This window comes from Streptomyces sp. NPDC097981 (genome assembly GCF_040302565.1).
Classification (GTDB): domain Bacteria; phylum Actinomycetota; class Actinomycetes; order Streptomycetales; family Streptomycetaceae; genus Streptomyces.
On sequence record NZ_JBEORW010000008.1, the window covers coordinates 189,282 to 204,580 of the forward strand.

Sequence of the window (15,299 nt, forward strand, 5' to 3'; positions counted from 1 at the left end):
AGACCCGGAATGGAATTGGCACAGTCCCGCCATGACGGGGCGTCAGAAGTCGACCGCTGTGGTGTCAGGCGGTTGGGGTGAAACCGGTCGAACCGGGTCGCCGGAACCGGGTTACCCGGCGTAGGGCCTGAGCGCGTGTCGGGGAATTCGGTGCCATCTCCGACATTGCCCTCGACGTTACAGCCGTGTTGCTTCTGTGTGTTCGGCCGCCGGGCCGGTTCCGAAGTGGCGGGAATTCGCCACTCCGGATGGTTGCCCGCCTTCGCCGATGCCTGTTAGGCGCGCCGGGAGGGGGCCTGGCCTGCGCATGTGGCTCCTCACGGCCGAAGCCCCCCGGCCGGGCGGGCCGTGGGGGCTTCGTGGTGTGCGGGGAATGCGGCCCGGTCCGCGGGTCCGGCAGTGGTGAATGCCGGCATGAATGGCCTGCGGTCCACCGGAATTCGAGCGGGTTTCCGGCGTCGCGTCCTCAGCGGTAATCCTGGTAAATCGTCGGCGTGGGCGGCTGCGGGGTCTGCGGGTGGAACGGAGGAGGATAGGCCCACGCGGCATCGGCGTCATGGCCGTTGGCCGGAGCCGGATCGTATGCGAATGCCGGTGCCGGTGCCGGTGCCGGTGCCGGTGCAGGTGCCTGTGCCGGTGCGGGCGCCGGGGACTCCACCGCGCCGAGGGGGACCTGGAGACTGCCGTAGCGCTCCATCCGCTGCCAGCGCAGGCGGGATCCGGCGATGGCGGTGAAGACGGACTGGATGACGACGAGGTACATCAGCTGGCGGTAGACGAACTGCTGGAGCGGGAGGCTCCAGAGCGGGCCGGGTCGCTCGTCGTCGAGGCGGAACGCGTACAGGCCCATCAGCACTTGCAGGAGCAGGAAAGCCGTCCACAGGCCGACGATGCGCAACGGGTCGAGGAAGACCAGGCCGTACACCGCGAACACGTCTACCACGGGGGCGAGCAGAGGCAGCAGGACCTGGAACATCAGGAGGTAGACCAGCCCGCGCCGGCCGAGCTTGCCCGCCTGGCCGCGCTGGGTGAGGGCGCCGCGGTGCTTCCACATGGCCTGCAGAGTGCCGTAACACCAGCGGTAGCGCTGCTTCCACAGGGCGCCGAGTGAGGCCGGTGCCTCGGTCCACGCTTTGGCGCGCTCCTCGTAGACGACCCGCCAGCCGTCGCGGCACAGGGCCATGGTGAGGTCGGTGTCCTCGGCGAGCGTGATGTCGCTGACGCCGCCGACGCGCAGCAGCGCCTCGCGCCGGAAGGCGCCGACGGCGCCGGGGACGGTGGGCATGCATTCGGCGAGGTCGAACAGGCGGCGGTCGAGGTTGAATCCTACGACGTACTCGATGTGCTGCCAGCGTCCGAGCAGGCCGTCCCGGTTGACGACCTTGGCATTGCCGGAGACGGCTCCGACGCGGCGGTTGGCGAAGGGCTGGACGATCATGCGGACGGCGTCCGGTTCGAAGACGGTGTCGCCGTCGACCATGACGAGGAGATCGCACGAGGCTGCGGCGATGCCGGTGTTGAGCGCGGTCGGCTTTCCGGCGTTCTGCTGCCGGATGACCCGCACCCCCGGCAGCCGGAGGGCCTCGACGATGTCGGCGGTGCCGTCGGTGGAGCCGTCGTCGACGACGATGATCTCGACAGGGTGGTCGGAGGCGAGGAGGGAGCGGACGGCCGCCTCGATGCCGGCGCTCTCGTTGAAGGCGGGGACGATGATGCTGACGGGCTCGGTGACCGGCGCCCCCCACGGCTTGCGGCGCATCCGTACGTGGCGCCGGGCGGCGACGAACACGGCGATCGCACGCAGCAGACTGATCGCGCCCGCGGCCCACAGGAGCCAGGAGATGCCGTCCAGGATCCAGTCACTGGTGCGCAGCGCGGTGATCAGGGCGAGTCCCTGCCACTGCTCGGCCGTCCCGGCCGGCTGCACGCTCTCGGGGAGCGCGACGGCGTCGCCGACGGTGGCGAACGTGAAGCCGGAGGCCTTGAGCTTCGGCAGGAGCTGCTCCAGCGCGGTGACGGTCTGGGACCGGTCTCCGCCCGCGTCGTGCATCAGGATGATCTGTCCGCCGCTGTCCTTGGGGATGGAGTTCGCGACGATCTGTGCGACGCCCGGCCGGCGCCAGTCCTCGCTGTCCCGGGTCGTGAGGACGGTGAGGTAGCCCTCCTGGCCGGCTTGGACGACCGCGTCGAAGTCGGCATCGGTGAGCGCGCTGCCGGTGGAGGAGTACGGCGGGCGCAGCAGCGGAGTGGTGACTCCGGTGGCGCCGGCGATGGCGAGCTGCGTCTCACGCAGTTCCAGGGAGCGCCGCCAGGGGGACGAGGCGCCCAGGTTGGTGTGGGTGAAGCTGTGGAGCCCGATCTGGTGGCCCTCGGCGACGATCCGCCGGGCGAGGTCGGGGTTCTCGGCGACGCGGGTGCCGACGGTGAAGAACGTGGCGTGGACGTCGTTGCGGCGCAGGATGTCGAGGATCTTCGGCGTCCAGACCGGGTCGGGGCCGTCGTCGAAGGTCAGGGCGATGGTGCGGGCGGCCGGGGCGGCGGTGCGCCCTACCGCTCCCTCGATCACCGGGCCGCCGGAGGCGATCTGCGCGGGCACGGAGGAAGCCGGCCCCTGGCTGCGTGCCGCGCCGTCGGCGGTGGTGTCGAACAGGTGCTGGGTGTACCCCTGGATCAGCAGGGCGGCCGAGAGGGTGAGCACCAGCGTCGTGAGGAGCAGCCAGTGCGTGCGCAGCGGGACGTTGCGTACGGTGCCGTGCCGGCCGCGGGCCTGGCGGCGACGGGGGTTCTTGGACAAGGGGAGCGCTTCCTGCCTGGCGGTGCGGAACTCAGGGATGGGTGGTGGGCTTGCCGCCCTGGCCCGGTGCGGAAGTGGAGCGGCCGCGCGCCGCACCACCCGGTGAGGGGGTGGCGCCGCCGCCAGGGGAGGCGGTCGGGCGGCCGACCGGGGCGCCGGTCGGACCTGCCCCGGTGCCGGGCGCGGCGGTCCTGGCGGTCGTGACGGTGGTGGCGGACGACGGCGCGGTGGCGGGCGCGGCGGGCGGGCGGGGGCTGCGGGTTCCGTTCGCAGCCTTGCCGATGGACGGGCTCGGTGTGGACCCCGCTGCCGGGTCCTTGCCCTTGAGACCCTGCGGTGCCTGCGCGGAGGGGAGGAACGGTGACCGGACCGTGGGACCGCCCATCAGTGTGCTGATGAGCAGGACGACGTAGGCCGCGGCCGGGATGACGAGCAGACGGCCCATCCGGCGGACTCGGCGCTGCCTGCGCCCCGAGGCGTCCACGAAGACCGGGCTCGCCTCGGGTACGCACTGCGGCGGGGTGTCCGGTACGCCAGGGGCGCCTGTGCCGGCGAGGGGGATCGGCACGGTTTCCTCGGCCGGGTCGCCAGGTGGTCGGTGCATCGGTGGAGGGCCTCTACGGATAGGAGGGTCGAAAGCGGTCGGGTGGTGGGTGCCGCCCCGCCCGTCGGCCCGGGCGTGGGCGGCGGGGTTCATCCCTTGGGGTGCGGGGTCGGGTCGCCGCCTGTTCCGCCTGTTCCGGGAGGGGCACCGGGCTTGCCGTCCGGGGGACCGGTCGGACGGCTGTCGGGTGCGTTCGGTGTGTGGCCGGCGCCGGGACCGGCAGGCCGGTTGCCCGGCGGCTGGGGCCGGGACGCCGGACGCCCGCTCGGCCGGGCCTCCGCCGGACGGTCCGTGGCACCGGGTGCGGCGCCGGGAGTGCCGGAGGCCTCCAGTGCCGGGGCGCAGTATCCCGGGATGTTGTCCGGGCCCCCGGCCGCCGTGACCAGGACGGTGAAGCGGGGCTCCGCCGGAGCCTCCCCGGGATGAGCGTCGCGTGCCCGGTCGTAGGCGCGGCAGAGTTCCGCGAGGTCGGCCGGCAGGGGTGCCGTCGTACGAGCGGCCGCTCTCGGGGGAACCGAAGGAGAGGCCGCGGTGGAGGCCCCGGCCTGCGCCGGCCGGTCGCCGTCCGGGCCGCCCCCCAGAGCGGCGGGCAGGTGGCCGGTGCCGGCCGCCACGGCGATGCCGCCGAGCGCGGTGGCGACGGCGGCGGCCGCGACCTTCGCGCTCAGGACCTTCGCCAGCGCCGACATGACCATCGGCTGCCTCCGGGGGCGTTGCGGAACAGGGACAGGTGCGAGCCGAGCCGCCCGGAACGCGGCCCGCGCCGCCTGCTCGCCCGACAGTTCCCCTGCCGACGCGGGTGCGGCGGCGGCGGAGAGCAGTCCCGCGAGGGCTTCGTGGCCGTCCGCCGCGCCGACCGCGTGCCGGCCGAGCAACTGCTCTGCCGTGTCGTGGTCGATACGCCGGGATCGGTTGGTGCTCATCTCATGCCCTTCAGCGTCGGTGCCTTCGCCGGTGTCACTCCCGGGGCCGAATTTTTTTCCGGGGACTGCCGGGCATCCGGATCCGTGGACGCTCCTGCCCCTCGCGGCGGCGCTGCGACGTGCTTCGCGAGCTTGCGCAGGCCGCGGTGAGAGGCCATCCGTACGGCGCCCGACCGCTTGCCGAGCACCCGGGCGGCCGTCTGCGCGTCCAGGTCCATGACCACACGCAGCAGCACGGCCTCGGCCTGGTCGCGGGGCAATGCGGCGATGAGGGCCAGGGCCGCCGCGGTACCGATGCCGGCGAGAGCGGCGCCCTCGGTGTCGTCGGCCGCAGGCCGGTCACCGAGCAGGTCCTCCGCCGGCACGCTGCTGACCGGCCGCCGCCGTCGGGACCTCAGCAGGTCCAGCGCCCGGTTCCGGCCTATCGTCGCGACCCAGCCGCGGAATCCGTCGTAGTCCCCGTGGAATGACGCCAGGTCCCGGGCGATCTGCAGCCACGTCTCGGAGGCCACGTCCTCCGCTTCGGCGCCGACGAGGACGCCCAGGTAGCGCAGCAGGCCGGGCTGCACCGCCCGGAACAGCTCTCCGAAGGCCGCCTCGTCGCCCTCCTGGGCGGCTCTGACCCGTATGGACAGGTCCACGGGAGTGCGTGGGCCCGCTGCTCCGGGGCTGTCCGTATCGTCCTCGGCCTCGCTGAACTGTTCCGCATTCTGCACCGGGACATCATCCTGGATGCCGGGCGCGGACCCAGCCGAAGTGCGGGATGTGGCATTTGGGCAGACATGTCACCGGGTGTGGCGGATCACCGCCGGGGTGCCTTCTCTTCCGGTGGACACGTCGCACGAGGGCGCTCCGGGCTCCTCCCCCGCGCGTAATCCGCTTGACCCGGCGACGCGGTATCGCTGCATTGTGGCGGGACACCACGAGTCATGGTGCCGGCATGGAGGGGAAGGCAGCGGCAGCAATGGACATTCGTCCCACGACCGACCAGGACCTTGAGGTCTTCGTCGACACCATCCATGGCGCGTTCGGGCGCTTCCCGGAAACCCCGACCGAGGACGGCGGCGGGGTCTTCTGGTCGGCGTACGAAATGGACCGCAACCTGCTCGCCGTGACGGCGGACGGGCGGCCCGTCGGCACCGCCGGTGCGTACTCTTTCGAGCTCACCCTGCCCGGTGAGATCCTCGTCCCGACCTCCGGGGTCACCGCCGTCGGCGTCCTGCCGTCGCACCGGCGCCGGGGCGTGCTCACCGCGATGATGCGGCATCAGCTCGCCGCGCTGCGGGCCCGCGGGGAGTGCCTCTCCGTACTGCTGGCCTCCGAGGCCCTGATCTACCGCAGGTTCGGCTACGGACCGGCGACCTACACGGCGCGGCTGACGGTGCCGCGCCACCAGGCGGCCCTCGCCCTTCCCCGGGCGCGCGGAGCGGCCGATGCCCCGGCGACCGGCCCGGACACCGGCTCGATCGAGGTGCTGCGGCGCGCCGAGTGCGGCGAGGTCCTGGAAGAGGTCTACGACCGGTACCGCCGCGCACAGCCCGGCGCGCTGTCCCGGCCGCACCACTGGTGGTCCTCGGGAGCGGGGCAGCCCCCGATCTCTCGGGCGCCGCGGTACATCGCCGTCCACCGGGACGCCGACGGCGTCCCGGACGGGTACGCCAGCTACTCGCTCGGCGAGTCCGTCACCTTGACCGTCGACGAGATCATCACCACCGACGACGCCGTCTACACGGCCCTGGCCCGGTTCCTGCTCGGACACGACCTGGTCAGCCAGGTCGTGTTCAAGCACGTCCCGACCGAGCACCCGCTGCGCTGGCAGTTCGAGGACTTCCGTGCCGGCGAGGTGAGCGGCGACACCGACTGGCTCTGGGTGCGGCTGCTGGACGTCCCCCGTGCACTGACCGCGCGCGGCTGGTTCACGGACGGCGAGCTCGTCCTCGATGTCGACGACCCGTTCCTCGGCGAGCACGGCCGCTACCTGCTGACCGTCCGGGACGGCAAGGCCGACTGCGTCCCGACGGACCGGGAGCCCGACCTGTCCCTCGACGTCAGCGACCTGGGCTCGGTCTACCTCGGCGGCACCGCCCCGAGCACGCTCGTGCGTGCCGGACACGTCCGGGCCCACCGCCCGGGCGCGGCCATGCTCGCCGACGCCCTCTTCCGCGCCGAGCGCTCCCCGCACTGCCTGCACTGGTTCTGACCCCGCAGGCCGGCCGGGGCCGGTTCCGCGATCCGATTCGTCGCCGGCTATGCGGGCGGCCGGGCCGACGAGTTGCTCATGCGTGCAACCGACGCGCTGCTCGCCGTCCCGGCGCTGCTGCTGTCCCTGGCGCCGGTGCCGGTGCTCGGGACCGGCAGGGGCCCTGGCCGCGGCACTGCCGGGACTGCCGCGGGTACCCGTCAACGGGCGGGTGCGGCCCGCTGTGCCGTTCTCTTTCTCGTGCTGCTGTTCACGGGGTGGCGCGCACGACGACGAGCGACCCTTCGTACGCGGGCCGGTGGCGCAGGTGGCCGAACTCCGCGTCCCAGGCCCCGGATTCCAGGTCGTGGCGCAGGGACGTGTCGAAGTGCTCGCGGACCCGGTCGTCGACGAAGCTCCATGCCGAGCAGGCCTGGCGGGCCGTCGGGTCGAGCAGCACCTCCGGGCGGCCGTAGTAGGCCTCGTTGAACCCGTCGGTGCAGTCCAGCGGGATCGGCACCGTCGTGACGGTCCCGGTGCCGCCCAGGGCGGCGGCCAGTTCCTCGACGCCCGGGTAGCGCCGCGCCTCGGTGTCGAGCACCTCGGGCGCGTACCGGTACAGCCAGAACTCCCGGACCGACGTGGGGTCGCAGGTCAGGATGACCACGGGTCCGCGGGTCACGCGCCGCATCTCGCGCAGCCCGGCCCGTACGTCGGACCACTGGTGCACGCTGAACAGCGTCATCGCTGCGTCGAACTCCCCGTCCGCGAAGGGCAGGTCCTCGGCGACGGCGTCCACTGCGCGGGCGAGTCGCGCCGGACGCTGGGCACGCATCGACTCCGACGGCTCGACGGCCGTCACGCTGGGCGCCGCGTTCTCGTACGATCCGGCGCCGGCGCCGACGCTGAGCACGGTCTGGGCATCGCCCAGCGCCCGGGCGATGAACCGGGCGATGCGCTCGTCCGGGCGGCGGTGGGAGGAGTATCCGGCGCCGATCGCGCCGTAGTCGACGTCGCCCGCGCTGCCGTCCTGGGTACGTGTCGTCATGGGGTTACCTCGCCTTGTGAGCAGGGACAGGGGGATTCCCGCACACCCGCGGTTGTGCCGACGGGGCCTGCAGGAACGGGTGGGGCAGGGGCGGGGGTGTCACGACCAGAGCCGGAACCGACCCCAGCCGTTCGCGGTGCGCTCGTAGCGCAGCCGCGTGTGGACGCGGCTCGCCGCCGCCTGCCAGAACTCGGCCACCACCGGCGCAAGGGTGTAGAGCGTCCAGGCGGAGTCGACGAGCGAAGGCTCCTTCCCGACGAGGCCCAGGGCCTTCTCCAGGGCCTGGTCGCGTTCGGCGGTGTCCGCCAGGTACTGGCTCTGACGGCCCAGCAGGGCCTCGGCGCGGGCGGTCGCGGACCGGGCGAGGAAGTCCTCGGCGTTGTCCTGGGCGGATCCGGGTGTGACGGGCCCGCGCAGGCGGACCTGCCGGCCGTGCTCGGGCCAGTAGAAGGTCAGTGCGGCCCGGGGGTGGACGGCCAACTGGTGGCCCTTGGGGCTGAAGCCGTGCCCGCCGAACTGCCAGCCGGAAGCATCCACGCTCTTGAGGATCACGACCCGGGCATCCGGGTCGCCCGCCTCGTCGACGGTGGACAGGGTCATGGCGTGCGGGTCGCGCAGGCCGTCCGCCACGGCGTCGGACAGCCAGGACAGGAACAGGCGGACCGGGTCGTCCGGAGCCTGCTCGGGCACGAACTCGGGCAGCGGCCCCGCGAAGACCCCGATGCCCCGGAGCCACCCGCGAACGGCACTGCTCCGCTCTCCGTCGCTCACCTGCCACCTCCTCCACGGCACACCTTCACGCCCCATCCTGCATCTGCAGCTAATATTCGACAATCTCCTGGCAAATGCTTGGTGTATGCGCCAATAGTGGTCGCGTCTGAGCAGGTGATATTGGAGATAGCCACAAGCCCGGAGGGAAGTCCTGGTGACAGCGGTGACGACGGACGAGACGGAGGCGCGGCGGGCCGAGGGCCCGTGGCCGCCCAGGAGAAGGCGATCGCGCTTCGCCTGACGGCATACGTCTGCCTGTCTGCCTGTCTGCCTGTCTGCCTGTCCGCCGTCCCGGCCCGCTACCGTCTGCGCGGCCAGGCCGGCCGGCGGCGGGAGGTGCGCGGTCCGCGGCCCGACGGGGTCGCCGGGGCCAGCGCGAACGACACCGTGATGTGCACGCCTCCCAACGGGCTGCGGCCGATGCGCACCGAGCCGCCCGTGGCGGTCGCGGCCCGCCCGGCGATGTCGAGACCCAGCCCGGTGGAACCGGTGCTGCTCCCGCGGGAGAGCGCCAGCTCCGGTTCCGGGATGCCCGGTCCACCGTCCTCCACGACCAGCTCCACCGCATGGGCCGTACGCACGACCTGGACGCCGAACGGGGTCCCCGGCGCGGTGTGCCGGAAGATGTTGCCGATGAGGGCGTCCACCACGGCGGCGACGTCGTCGTCGGAGAGGCTGACAGCCGTGGGTTCCTGGGTGAGGCCGAGGGAGCAGGACCGGTTCTGCTGCTCCGCCAGGACCGTCCAGAAGGCGGTACGGCGGCGGACGACGTCCTCCACCTCGCAGCGGGGGCCGGACGCCCCCGCGCGCACGGCGTGGTGACCTGCGGGCGGTTCCGCGCCGAGCATGCCCTGGCCCATGGGGCCCACGGCGAGCGGGCTGCGCGCCGCAGCGATGATGGCCTGGAGTTCCGCCTCCAGTTCACCGACCGCCGCCTCGACCCTGGCCGACTCCGGTGTGCCGGCCATGCGCTCCGACGCGAGGTGCAGGGCCGTCAGAGGGGTGCGCAGCCGGTGGGACAGATCGGCTACGAGTTCCCGTTCGACGGCGAGCAACTCGGTCATCCGGTGGGCCATCGCGTTGAAGGCGACACCCGCGTCCCGCAGCTCCTTGGGGCCCACGGGGTCCACGCGGGTCTCCAGGTCCCCCTGGCCGAGTGCGCGCGACGCCTGTGCGAGCTTCTTCGAGGACCTGACGACCTTCGCACCGAGACGGTCGGCGACCAGGACCGAGCCGCCGATCAGCGCCACGGCGAGGAAGACCATGACCGCCCACGATTCCTTGACCCCGTGGGTCAGTTCCTCCTCGGGAACGAAATTCTCGATCACGGCCACCCGGTCCCCGGGGAGCACCACCGGCTGCAGGCAGATCCAGCCGCCCGGGATCTCCTGGGAGATGGACTCCCGCCCCTGCTGCGCCCGTTCGAGCAGCGCGGCGGGGGCCTTGGAACTGCCGAGGGCCCCGGCGTCCGCCGGCAGGTGGACGACCAGGTGCTCCCCCGGATCGAGGCTCTCGGCGGACTCCCGCAGCGCGGACGGATCCGTGGTCAGCGTGAGGACGGGGGCGAGGGCGGCGGCGCGCTGCTCGGCCGCGGTGACGGCCTGCGCCTTGACCAGTGACATCACCAGTGCGGCCAACGGTATGAGGAAGGAGAGGGCGACCATGGAGGTCACGGCGAGCGCCACTCCGGCCAGCGAACGCCTCAACGCGGCGCCACCAGTTTGATGCCGACGCCGCGGACGGTCAGCAGGTACCGCGGGGCCGCCGCCCGTTCACCGAGCTTGCGACGCAGCGACGACAGGTGCACGTCGACGGTCTGGTCGTCCACGTACGGCTCGCGCCAGACCTCGGTCAGCAGACGGCGTTTGGAGACGACCTGGCCGGGGTGGCGGGCGAGGAACGCCAGGAGGTCGAACTCCCGGCGGGTGAGGCGCAGCTCCCGGCCGGCCAGGTACGCGGTGCGCGCGCCCGGGTCCACAGCGAGCTCGCCCACGGTGGTGGGGCGCAGCGCGTCGGCCGCCGGCGCCCCCGGTGCACCCGGCGCTGGAGCGGCGGGCGGAACATGACTGGTGCGCCGCAGGACGGCGGAGAGGCGAGCGACGAGTTGCCCTCCGGAGAACGGCTTGACCAGGTAGTCGTCGGCGCCCGCGTTGAGAAGGCTGATGATCTCCCGCTCGTCGTCGCGGGCGGTGGCCACCAGGACGGGTACGGAGGAAATGCCCCGGATCATGCGCAGGGCGTCCCCTCCGTCCAGATCGGGCAGGCCCAGGTCGAGGACCACCGCGTCGACGGGCGTCTGGGCGACCTCCCGCAGGGCCCCGAACCCGTCGGCGGAGCTGCGTACGGCATACCCGTGCTCCGCCAGGACCTCGATCAGTGACTGGCGGATGCTGGGGTCGTCTTCCACGACCAGGACGCTGGGCATGGGGGACACCTTAGGGGCTCGATCGGGTGAGGTCGCGGCTAGTGGGTGTCGAACGCCGGGCGGCCGCCGTTGATGTGCAGGTGCACGGGGTGGTCCGAGACCGGAATGGTGCAGCCGTCCTCGGTGCTGCAGCTCGCGTAGCCGAGCAGCACCGTCGCGTCGCCGTTCCCGTCGGCGCGGACGGGCAGCGTGGTGGTGACCGGGCCGTCCGGGTACACGGGCACCGGGGATTCGACACCGGGCACGGTGATCGACCGTACCTGCGCGGCGGCCGCCGTCCTGCCCTCCGCCTTGAGGGCCCCGGTGACGGCCATCGCGGTCGGTCTGCCCACTCCCTCGACGCCGCCGGCCGGCAGATCGGTGCTGTAGAGGTGGAAACCCTTGCGTTCGGGAGCGAACACCGCGGTGAGGGTGCCCTTCGAGGTGTGCCAGTCGGATACCGAGAGCGTGACGGTGACCCCCTGCTCGGTGAAGCTCGTCGTGGGTGCGGAGGCACCGGCGCCCTCGGCGGACCGGCCGCCGCATGCCGCGAGTACGGCCGAGGAGAGGAGGGCGGCCGCGACCCGGGCCGTCCGGGAGGGCCGCACCGCCCCGTACGTGACCGTCGTCATGACTCCTCCCCGGCCACGCGCACGAGCAGGGGCCGCAGCTGCTCGTCGGTGACGGCGCCCCCGATGCCGACGGCGATGCGTCCGCGGCGGTCGATCACGAGGGTCGCGGGGACCGCCTGCGGGTTGAGCAGCTCGGGCGGGAAGCGCAGCAGCAGTTCGCCGGTGGGGTCGGGCAGGCTGGGGTAGCTCAGACCGTGTGCGCGCACGAAGGTCCGGGCGGCCGCCCGGTCCCGGTCCCGGGTGTTGATCCCGAGGAACCGGACCCCGTCGGCCCGGGTCTGCCGGCTGAGCTGCTCCAGGTCGTCGGCCTCCGCCCGGCAGGGACCGCACCAGGAACCCCAGACGTTGAGGACGACGACGTTGCCCCGGAGCCCGGCGAGGCTGACCGGCTTCCCGTCCAGGTCGTCGCCGGTCAGTGCGGGCGCGTCCGGACGGGCGCCGGGGTCCACGACCGTGGCCCCGGCCACGGTCCTGACCGCGCCCGCCTGCCCGTCCGGCGCCCCGGCTCCGCCGTCGTCGGTGGCGATGCCGGCGAGGACCAGAGCGGCGGCCACCGCGAGTCCGGCCCCGGCCGGGACGACGGCGGACACCCGGGCCGGTCGTCTCATGACGCCCACTGGCGCAGGAAGGAGTTGATGCCCTCCGGGGTCAGGGACGGGTTGCGGGTGACGTGGGTGTCGGTGCGTACCGTGCCGGAGGGGGAGACGACGACCAGCACGGGCATCGTGTAGGTGCCGCCGGAGGGACTGTACTTGCGCAGGAGTGCGGAGTTGGTGGAGCTGTCGCCGCCGATGTCGACCTTGACCATGTGGTACGAGGCCCCGAGGAGGGCCGCGGTCTGCGGCTGGGCGAACACCTTGTCGGCGGCCTTGCAGTTGCCGCACCAGTTCGCGCCGAAGTCGAGCAGTACCATCCGCCCTTCGGACTTGGCCGCGCGCAGGGCGGCGTCGATCTGCTCCTGCGCATCGGCCGAACTGTCGTAGCCGGGGCCGGGTATCCCTGCCGGCTGGGCCGCGGCGGACGCACGGGACGGCTTGGCGGACGTTCCGGCGGGGGCGGCGGACCCGGTACGGGCGGTCGGGGAGCCGGGCCGGGCGGTGGCGGACGCGGATGCGGACGCCGAGGCCGATGCGGTCGGGGAGGCCTCGGGCGACCCGGATGCGGACTCCGAGGCGGAGGGGAGGGACGGCGGGGAGAGCGAGGCCGCGGACGGCGCCGCGGATCCGGCGGGCTGGGAGGACGGCCCGCAGGCGGCGGTCATAGCCGCCGCGACCACGGCGGCGGCGACCAGCGGCAGTCGCATCCCCGTGCGGGCGCCGGGGCGGGGCGGCTGCGCACCGCGGTCGGCGCGGACGGGCGGGAGCATGCGAGAAGTCATGGCGAAGGCACCCCAAGGCAAGGATCGGACGGCGGGAAGGGCACGGAGCCCCCTCGGCTCGGCAAGAGCGACGGCCCGACGGACCGCCGGGGTGTCACGGGCCGGCGCCGGAGGCCGCTCGGCTGACGCGAGCATAGGACCGCTCCGGGCCGCAGGAACCGCCTCGGCCCGATCTTGAGGATGCCCTAAGGAACAGCTCACCTTCCGCTTCGCCGGAGCTCGCCCCGGATACGGATGAAAGGGAGTTGATCCCGCGAAAGGGGAAAGGGTGGTCGAGCGGTACGAACCGGCCCGGAACGGCAGCCGGCGCCACCGGGCGTCAGAACGACGACTCGCGGACGGTGGCCTTCGCCGTCGGGTCGATCGTCGCCGTGACGACCGACTCGTGGTCAGAGCTGGTGAACGTGACCGTGATGGTGTCGTCAGAGGTCTGTGAGGTGCTGGTCTTGAAGCCGCGGCCGGGGACCGCGGAGATCAGGCACACGCCCCGACTGCCGTACCGCACCGTGACCTTGCCGCCCTGCGAGGGGACGGTGTACAGGCCTGCTCCCCCTCCCTCGCAGTCCACGGTCTTCGGAGCGGCGGTCCGGGGGGTTTCCGCCGAGGCTTTGACGGGGGTCCGGGACGGGGCCGAGGGGGACGGCCGTTGCGTCACCGTGGGCGAGGGGCTCGCGGTCTCGGTCGGGGACGGCGGGCTCGGAGACGGGGTCCCCGCCTGCCATGCGGGCGGAGTCTCGATGACCGTCGGGGCGGACCGTGCGACCGGCGGCGTGTGCCTGGTCGAGCCGACCACGAACTGGACCGTGAGGAGCACGGCAGTCACACTGGCAGCCGTGCACGACAGCCATATGAGCAGGTAACGCGGAAGTCGGGGCACGGCCCCATAGTGACCGAAGCGCCGGCGGGCCCGTCACCGCCTCCCCCTTCCCGCGCGACCCGGTGGTCCGGGGAGCCGGTCCGGGCGGTGGCGGGCGGAACGCCGACGCCCTCCGCACCCGCGGACGGGTCGGAGGGCGTGGGGGGGCAGGGGGAGGCCGGGGAGGGAGGCCGTTGTCCGGGTTCGCTACCTTGAGGCGCCGAAGTCCTGCGTCCACCACGGGCCGCCGTCGCCCTTGTGGACGCCTATGCCGATCTCCTTGAAGGCGCAGTTGAGGATGTTGGCACGGTGGCCGGAGCTGTTCATCCACGCGTTCATCACGGCGTCGGCGTCGGCCTGACCGCGGGCTATGTTCTCGCCCAGGTTGGACCAGGAGTATCCGGCCGCTTCCACCCGGCTGGTCATGGTGGACCCGTCGGGTCCGGTGTGTGACATGACGCCGCTTCGGGCCATGGTGTCGCTGTAGGCCCGCGCCGCTGCACTCAGCTTGCTGTTCAAGGCCAGGGGGCCGCACCCGGCAGCGCCCCGCTCCTTGTTGACCAGGGCGAGGACCGCGGATTCGGCATCGCTGTTGACCGTGCCGGAGCCACCTGAGCCTCCGGAGCCCCCCGCCCGCCCGGAGCCCCCGGAGCCCCCGGAGCCGCTCCCCGTGGTCGCGGGCTTGCGCGTGGGCTTGTCGGCCTGGGTCGACTCGGACTTGGCCGCAATGCTGCTCTCGGCCGTCGCGGGCTGCGTGGGGGTGGCCGATCCCGAGGCCTCGGGCGACCCGGAGGGGCTCGGGCTCGTCGTGGCCGAGGGCTCGCCGGAGGGGACGGAAGAGGTGGGGGTCGGCGCCCCGGCGCCGACGGCCGACTTCCCGGACGCCGGACCGGCGGCGCCGTCGGTCCGCCCGCCCCCGTGCGCGGCACCGTCGGAGTCGGCCACCGCGACCCCGACCGCCACTGCTGCAGCGGCCGCGGTGACGGACAGCACGATGCGGGTGCGCACCGTCTTCCTGCGTCGCGCCTCAACACGGGACGGGGTTTCGGGGTTTCGGCTGCGGCTCATGCCGGTAACACCTCACAAGGCAAGGGGAGGAGGGGAGTCCGCCCGAGCCTAGGCTGGTGACCAGCGAAAAGAGCGATCTGGAGGGGTTCTTCAGCTTCCCTTAAGGAAGCCCGCAGGATCGACACAGGGTCGAGCCGGGCAATCCGCCCCAATCGATGCGAGAGGCGCATTCATCGTGATCATCTGCTACCCGCCGAAGTCGGACAGGGTCAGGGAGCCGTCCTCGGCCAGAGTGAAGCCGGGATTGTGGGCGATCTCCCAGGCATGGCCGTCGGGGTCGGTGAAGACGCCCGAGTAGAAGCCGATCGCGTTGAGGGCGGCCGGCCGGGTGACGGTGCCCCCGGCCGCCGCGGCAGCGTCGAGGACGGTGTCCACCTCGGCGTCCGTACGCACGTTGTGGGCCAGCGCGATACCGCCGAATCCAGTCGGCGGGGCGTCGGGAAGACCGCAGTCCGCGGCAAGTTTCCGGCGGTCCCACAGCACCAGGGCCAGACCGCCCGCCTGATGGAAGACCGTCTCCTCGACCTCGGTGCCCCGCCATCCGAGCGCCGCGTAGAAGGTCTTGGCGCGGGCGAGGTCCGCCACCCCCAGGGTGACCAGGCTGATCCGCTGCTCCATGCCGCCACCGTAACGGCAGGGCAG

Annotated in this window: 15 protein-coding genes; 1 reads left to right on the plus strand and 14 read right to left on the minus strand. The window is 73.0% G+C overall.

Features of this window, described 5'->3' with window-relative positions; translation table 11 throughout:
• Positions 1-466 precede the first annotated feature (466 nt).
• The 4 genes from ABTY04_RS10800 to ABTY04_RS10815 all read right to left on the minus strand — a co-directional run bounded on the left by ABTY04_RS10800 (position 467) and on the right by ABTY04_RS10815 (position 4,956).
• Entirely contained in the window at positions 467-2,794 is a 2,328-nt protein-coding gene (locus tag ABTY04_RS10800; RefSeq protein WP_352213005.1) for a bifunctional polysaccharide deacetylase/glycosyltransferase family 2 protein, read from the minus strand.
• 31 nt (positions 2,795-2,825) lie between these two features.
• Positions 2,826-3,398: a hypothetical protein gene (locus ABTY04_RS10805; RefSeq protein WP_352213006.1), complete on the minus strand. Its 573-nt coding sequence runs from the start codon at positions 3,396-3,398 to the stop codon at positions 2,826-2,828.
• An 89-nt stretch (positions 3,399-3,487) separates the two neighbouring features.
• Entirely contained in the window at positions 3,488-4,321 is an 834-nt protein-coding gene (locus ABTY04_RS10810; protein WP_352213007.1) for a hypothetical protein, read from the minus strand.
• Positions 4,318-4,956 (minus strand): RNA polymerase sigma factor, encoded by a 639-nt coding sequence (locus ABTY04_RS10815; RefSeq protein WP_502996610.1) that lies wholly within the window; start codon positions 4,954-4,956, stop codon positions 4,318-4,320. The genes ABTY04_RS10810 and ABTY04_RS10815 overlap by 4 nt, the downstream gene beginning before the upstream one ends.
• Before the next feature lie 329 nt (positions 4,957-5,285).
• Here ABTY04_RS10815 and ABTY04_RS10820 point away from each other — a divergent pair, with 329 nt between their 5' ends.
• Positions 5,286-6,521, plus strand: coding sequence for a GNAT family N-acetyltransferase (locus ABTY04_RS10820; protein WP_352213008.1), 1,236 nt, complete (start codon positions 5,286-5,288; stop codon positions 6,519-6,521).
• Positions 6,522-6,771: 250 nt separating this feature from the next.
• Here the strand turns inward: ABTY04_RS10820 and ABTY04_RS10825 are convergent, their stop codons facing one another.
• The 10 genes from ABTY04_RS10825 to ABTY04_RS10870 form a co-directional block, all read right to left on the minus strand.
• Positions 6,772-7,548 (minus strand): class I SAM-dependent methyltransferase, encoded by a 777-nt coding sequence (locus tag ABTY04_RS10825; RefSeq protein WP_352213009.1) that lies wholly within the window; start codon positions 7,546-7,548, stop codon positions 6,772-6,774.
• Positions 7,549-7,647: 99 nt separating this feature from the next.
• Positions 7,648-8,319, minus strand: coding sequence for a pyridoxine/pyridoxamine 5'-phosphate oxidase (locus ABTY04_RS10830; RefSeq protein ID WP_352213010.1), 672 nt, complete (start codon positions 8,317-8,319; stop codon positions 7,648-7,650).
• A 299-nt stretch (positions 8,320-8,618) separates the two neighbouring features.
• Positions 8,619-10,025: an ATP-binding protein gene (locus tag ABTY04_RS10835; RefSeq protein ID WP_352213011.1), complete on the minus strand. Its 1,407-nt coding sequence runs from the start codon at positions 10,023-10,025 to the stop codon at positions 8,619-8,621.
• Positions 10,022-10,744, minus strand: a complete 723-nt coding sequence (locus ABTY04_RS10840) for a response regulator transcription factor (RefSeq protein ID WP_352213012.1) — start codon at positions 10,742-10,744, stop codon at positions 10,022-10,024. The genes ABTY04_RS10835 and ABTY04_RS10840 overlap by 4 nt, the downstream gene beginning before the upstream one ends.
• 38 nt (positions 10,745-10,782) lie before the next feature.
• Positions 10,783-11,355 carry a hypothetical protein gene (locus tag ABTY04_RS10845; RefSeq protein ID WP_352213013.1) on the minus strand — a complete coding sequence of 191 codons (573 nt, stop codon included), beginning with the start codon at positions 11,353-11,355 and terminating at the stop codon, positions 10,783-10,785.
• Positions 11,352-11,963: a TlpA disulfide reductase family protein gene (locus tag ABTY04_RS10850; protein WP_352213014.1), complete on the minus strand. Its 612-nt coding sequence runs from the start codon at positions 11,961-11,963 to the stop codon at positions 11,352-11,354. The genes ABTY04_RS10845 and ABTY04_RS10850 overlap by 4 nt, the downstream gene beginning before the upstream one ends.
• Positions 11,960-12,733, minus strand: a complete 774-nt coding sequence (locus ABTY04_RS10855; RefSeq protein ID WP_352213015.1) for a thioredoxin family protein — start codon at positions 12,731-12,733, stop codon at positions 11,960-11,962. Before ABTY04_RS10855 ends, ABTY04_RS10850 begins: the two co-directional genes overlap by 4 nt.
• A gap of 319 nt (positions 12,734-13,052) precedes the next feature.
• The gene (locus ABTY04_RS10860) at positions 13,053-13,556 is read right to left on the minus strand and encodes a hypothetical protein (RefSeq protein WP_352213016.1); all 504 of its coding nucleotides are present in this window, start codon (positions 13,554-13,556) and stop codon (positions 13,053-13,055) included.
• A gap of 240 nt (positions 13,557-13,796) precedes the next feature.
• A complete protein-coding gene (locus ABTY04_RS10865; protein ID WP_352213017.1) occupies positions 13,797-14,657 on the minus strand; it encodes a CAP domain-containing protein in 861 nt (286 codons plus the stop codon).
• A gap of 186 nt (positions 14,658-14,843) precedes the next feature.
• Positions 14,844-15,275, minus strand: coding sequence for a VOC family protein (locus ABTY04_RS10870; RefSeq protein ID WP_352213018.1), 432 nt, complete (start codon positions 15,273-15,275; stop codon positions 14,844-14,846).
• Positions 15,276-15,299 lie beyond the last annotated feature (24 nt).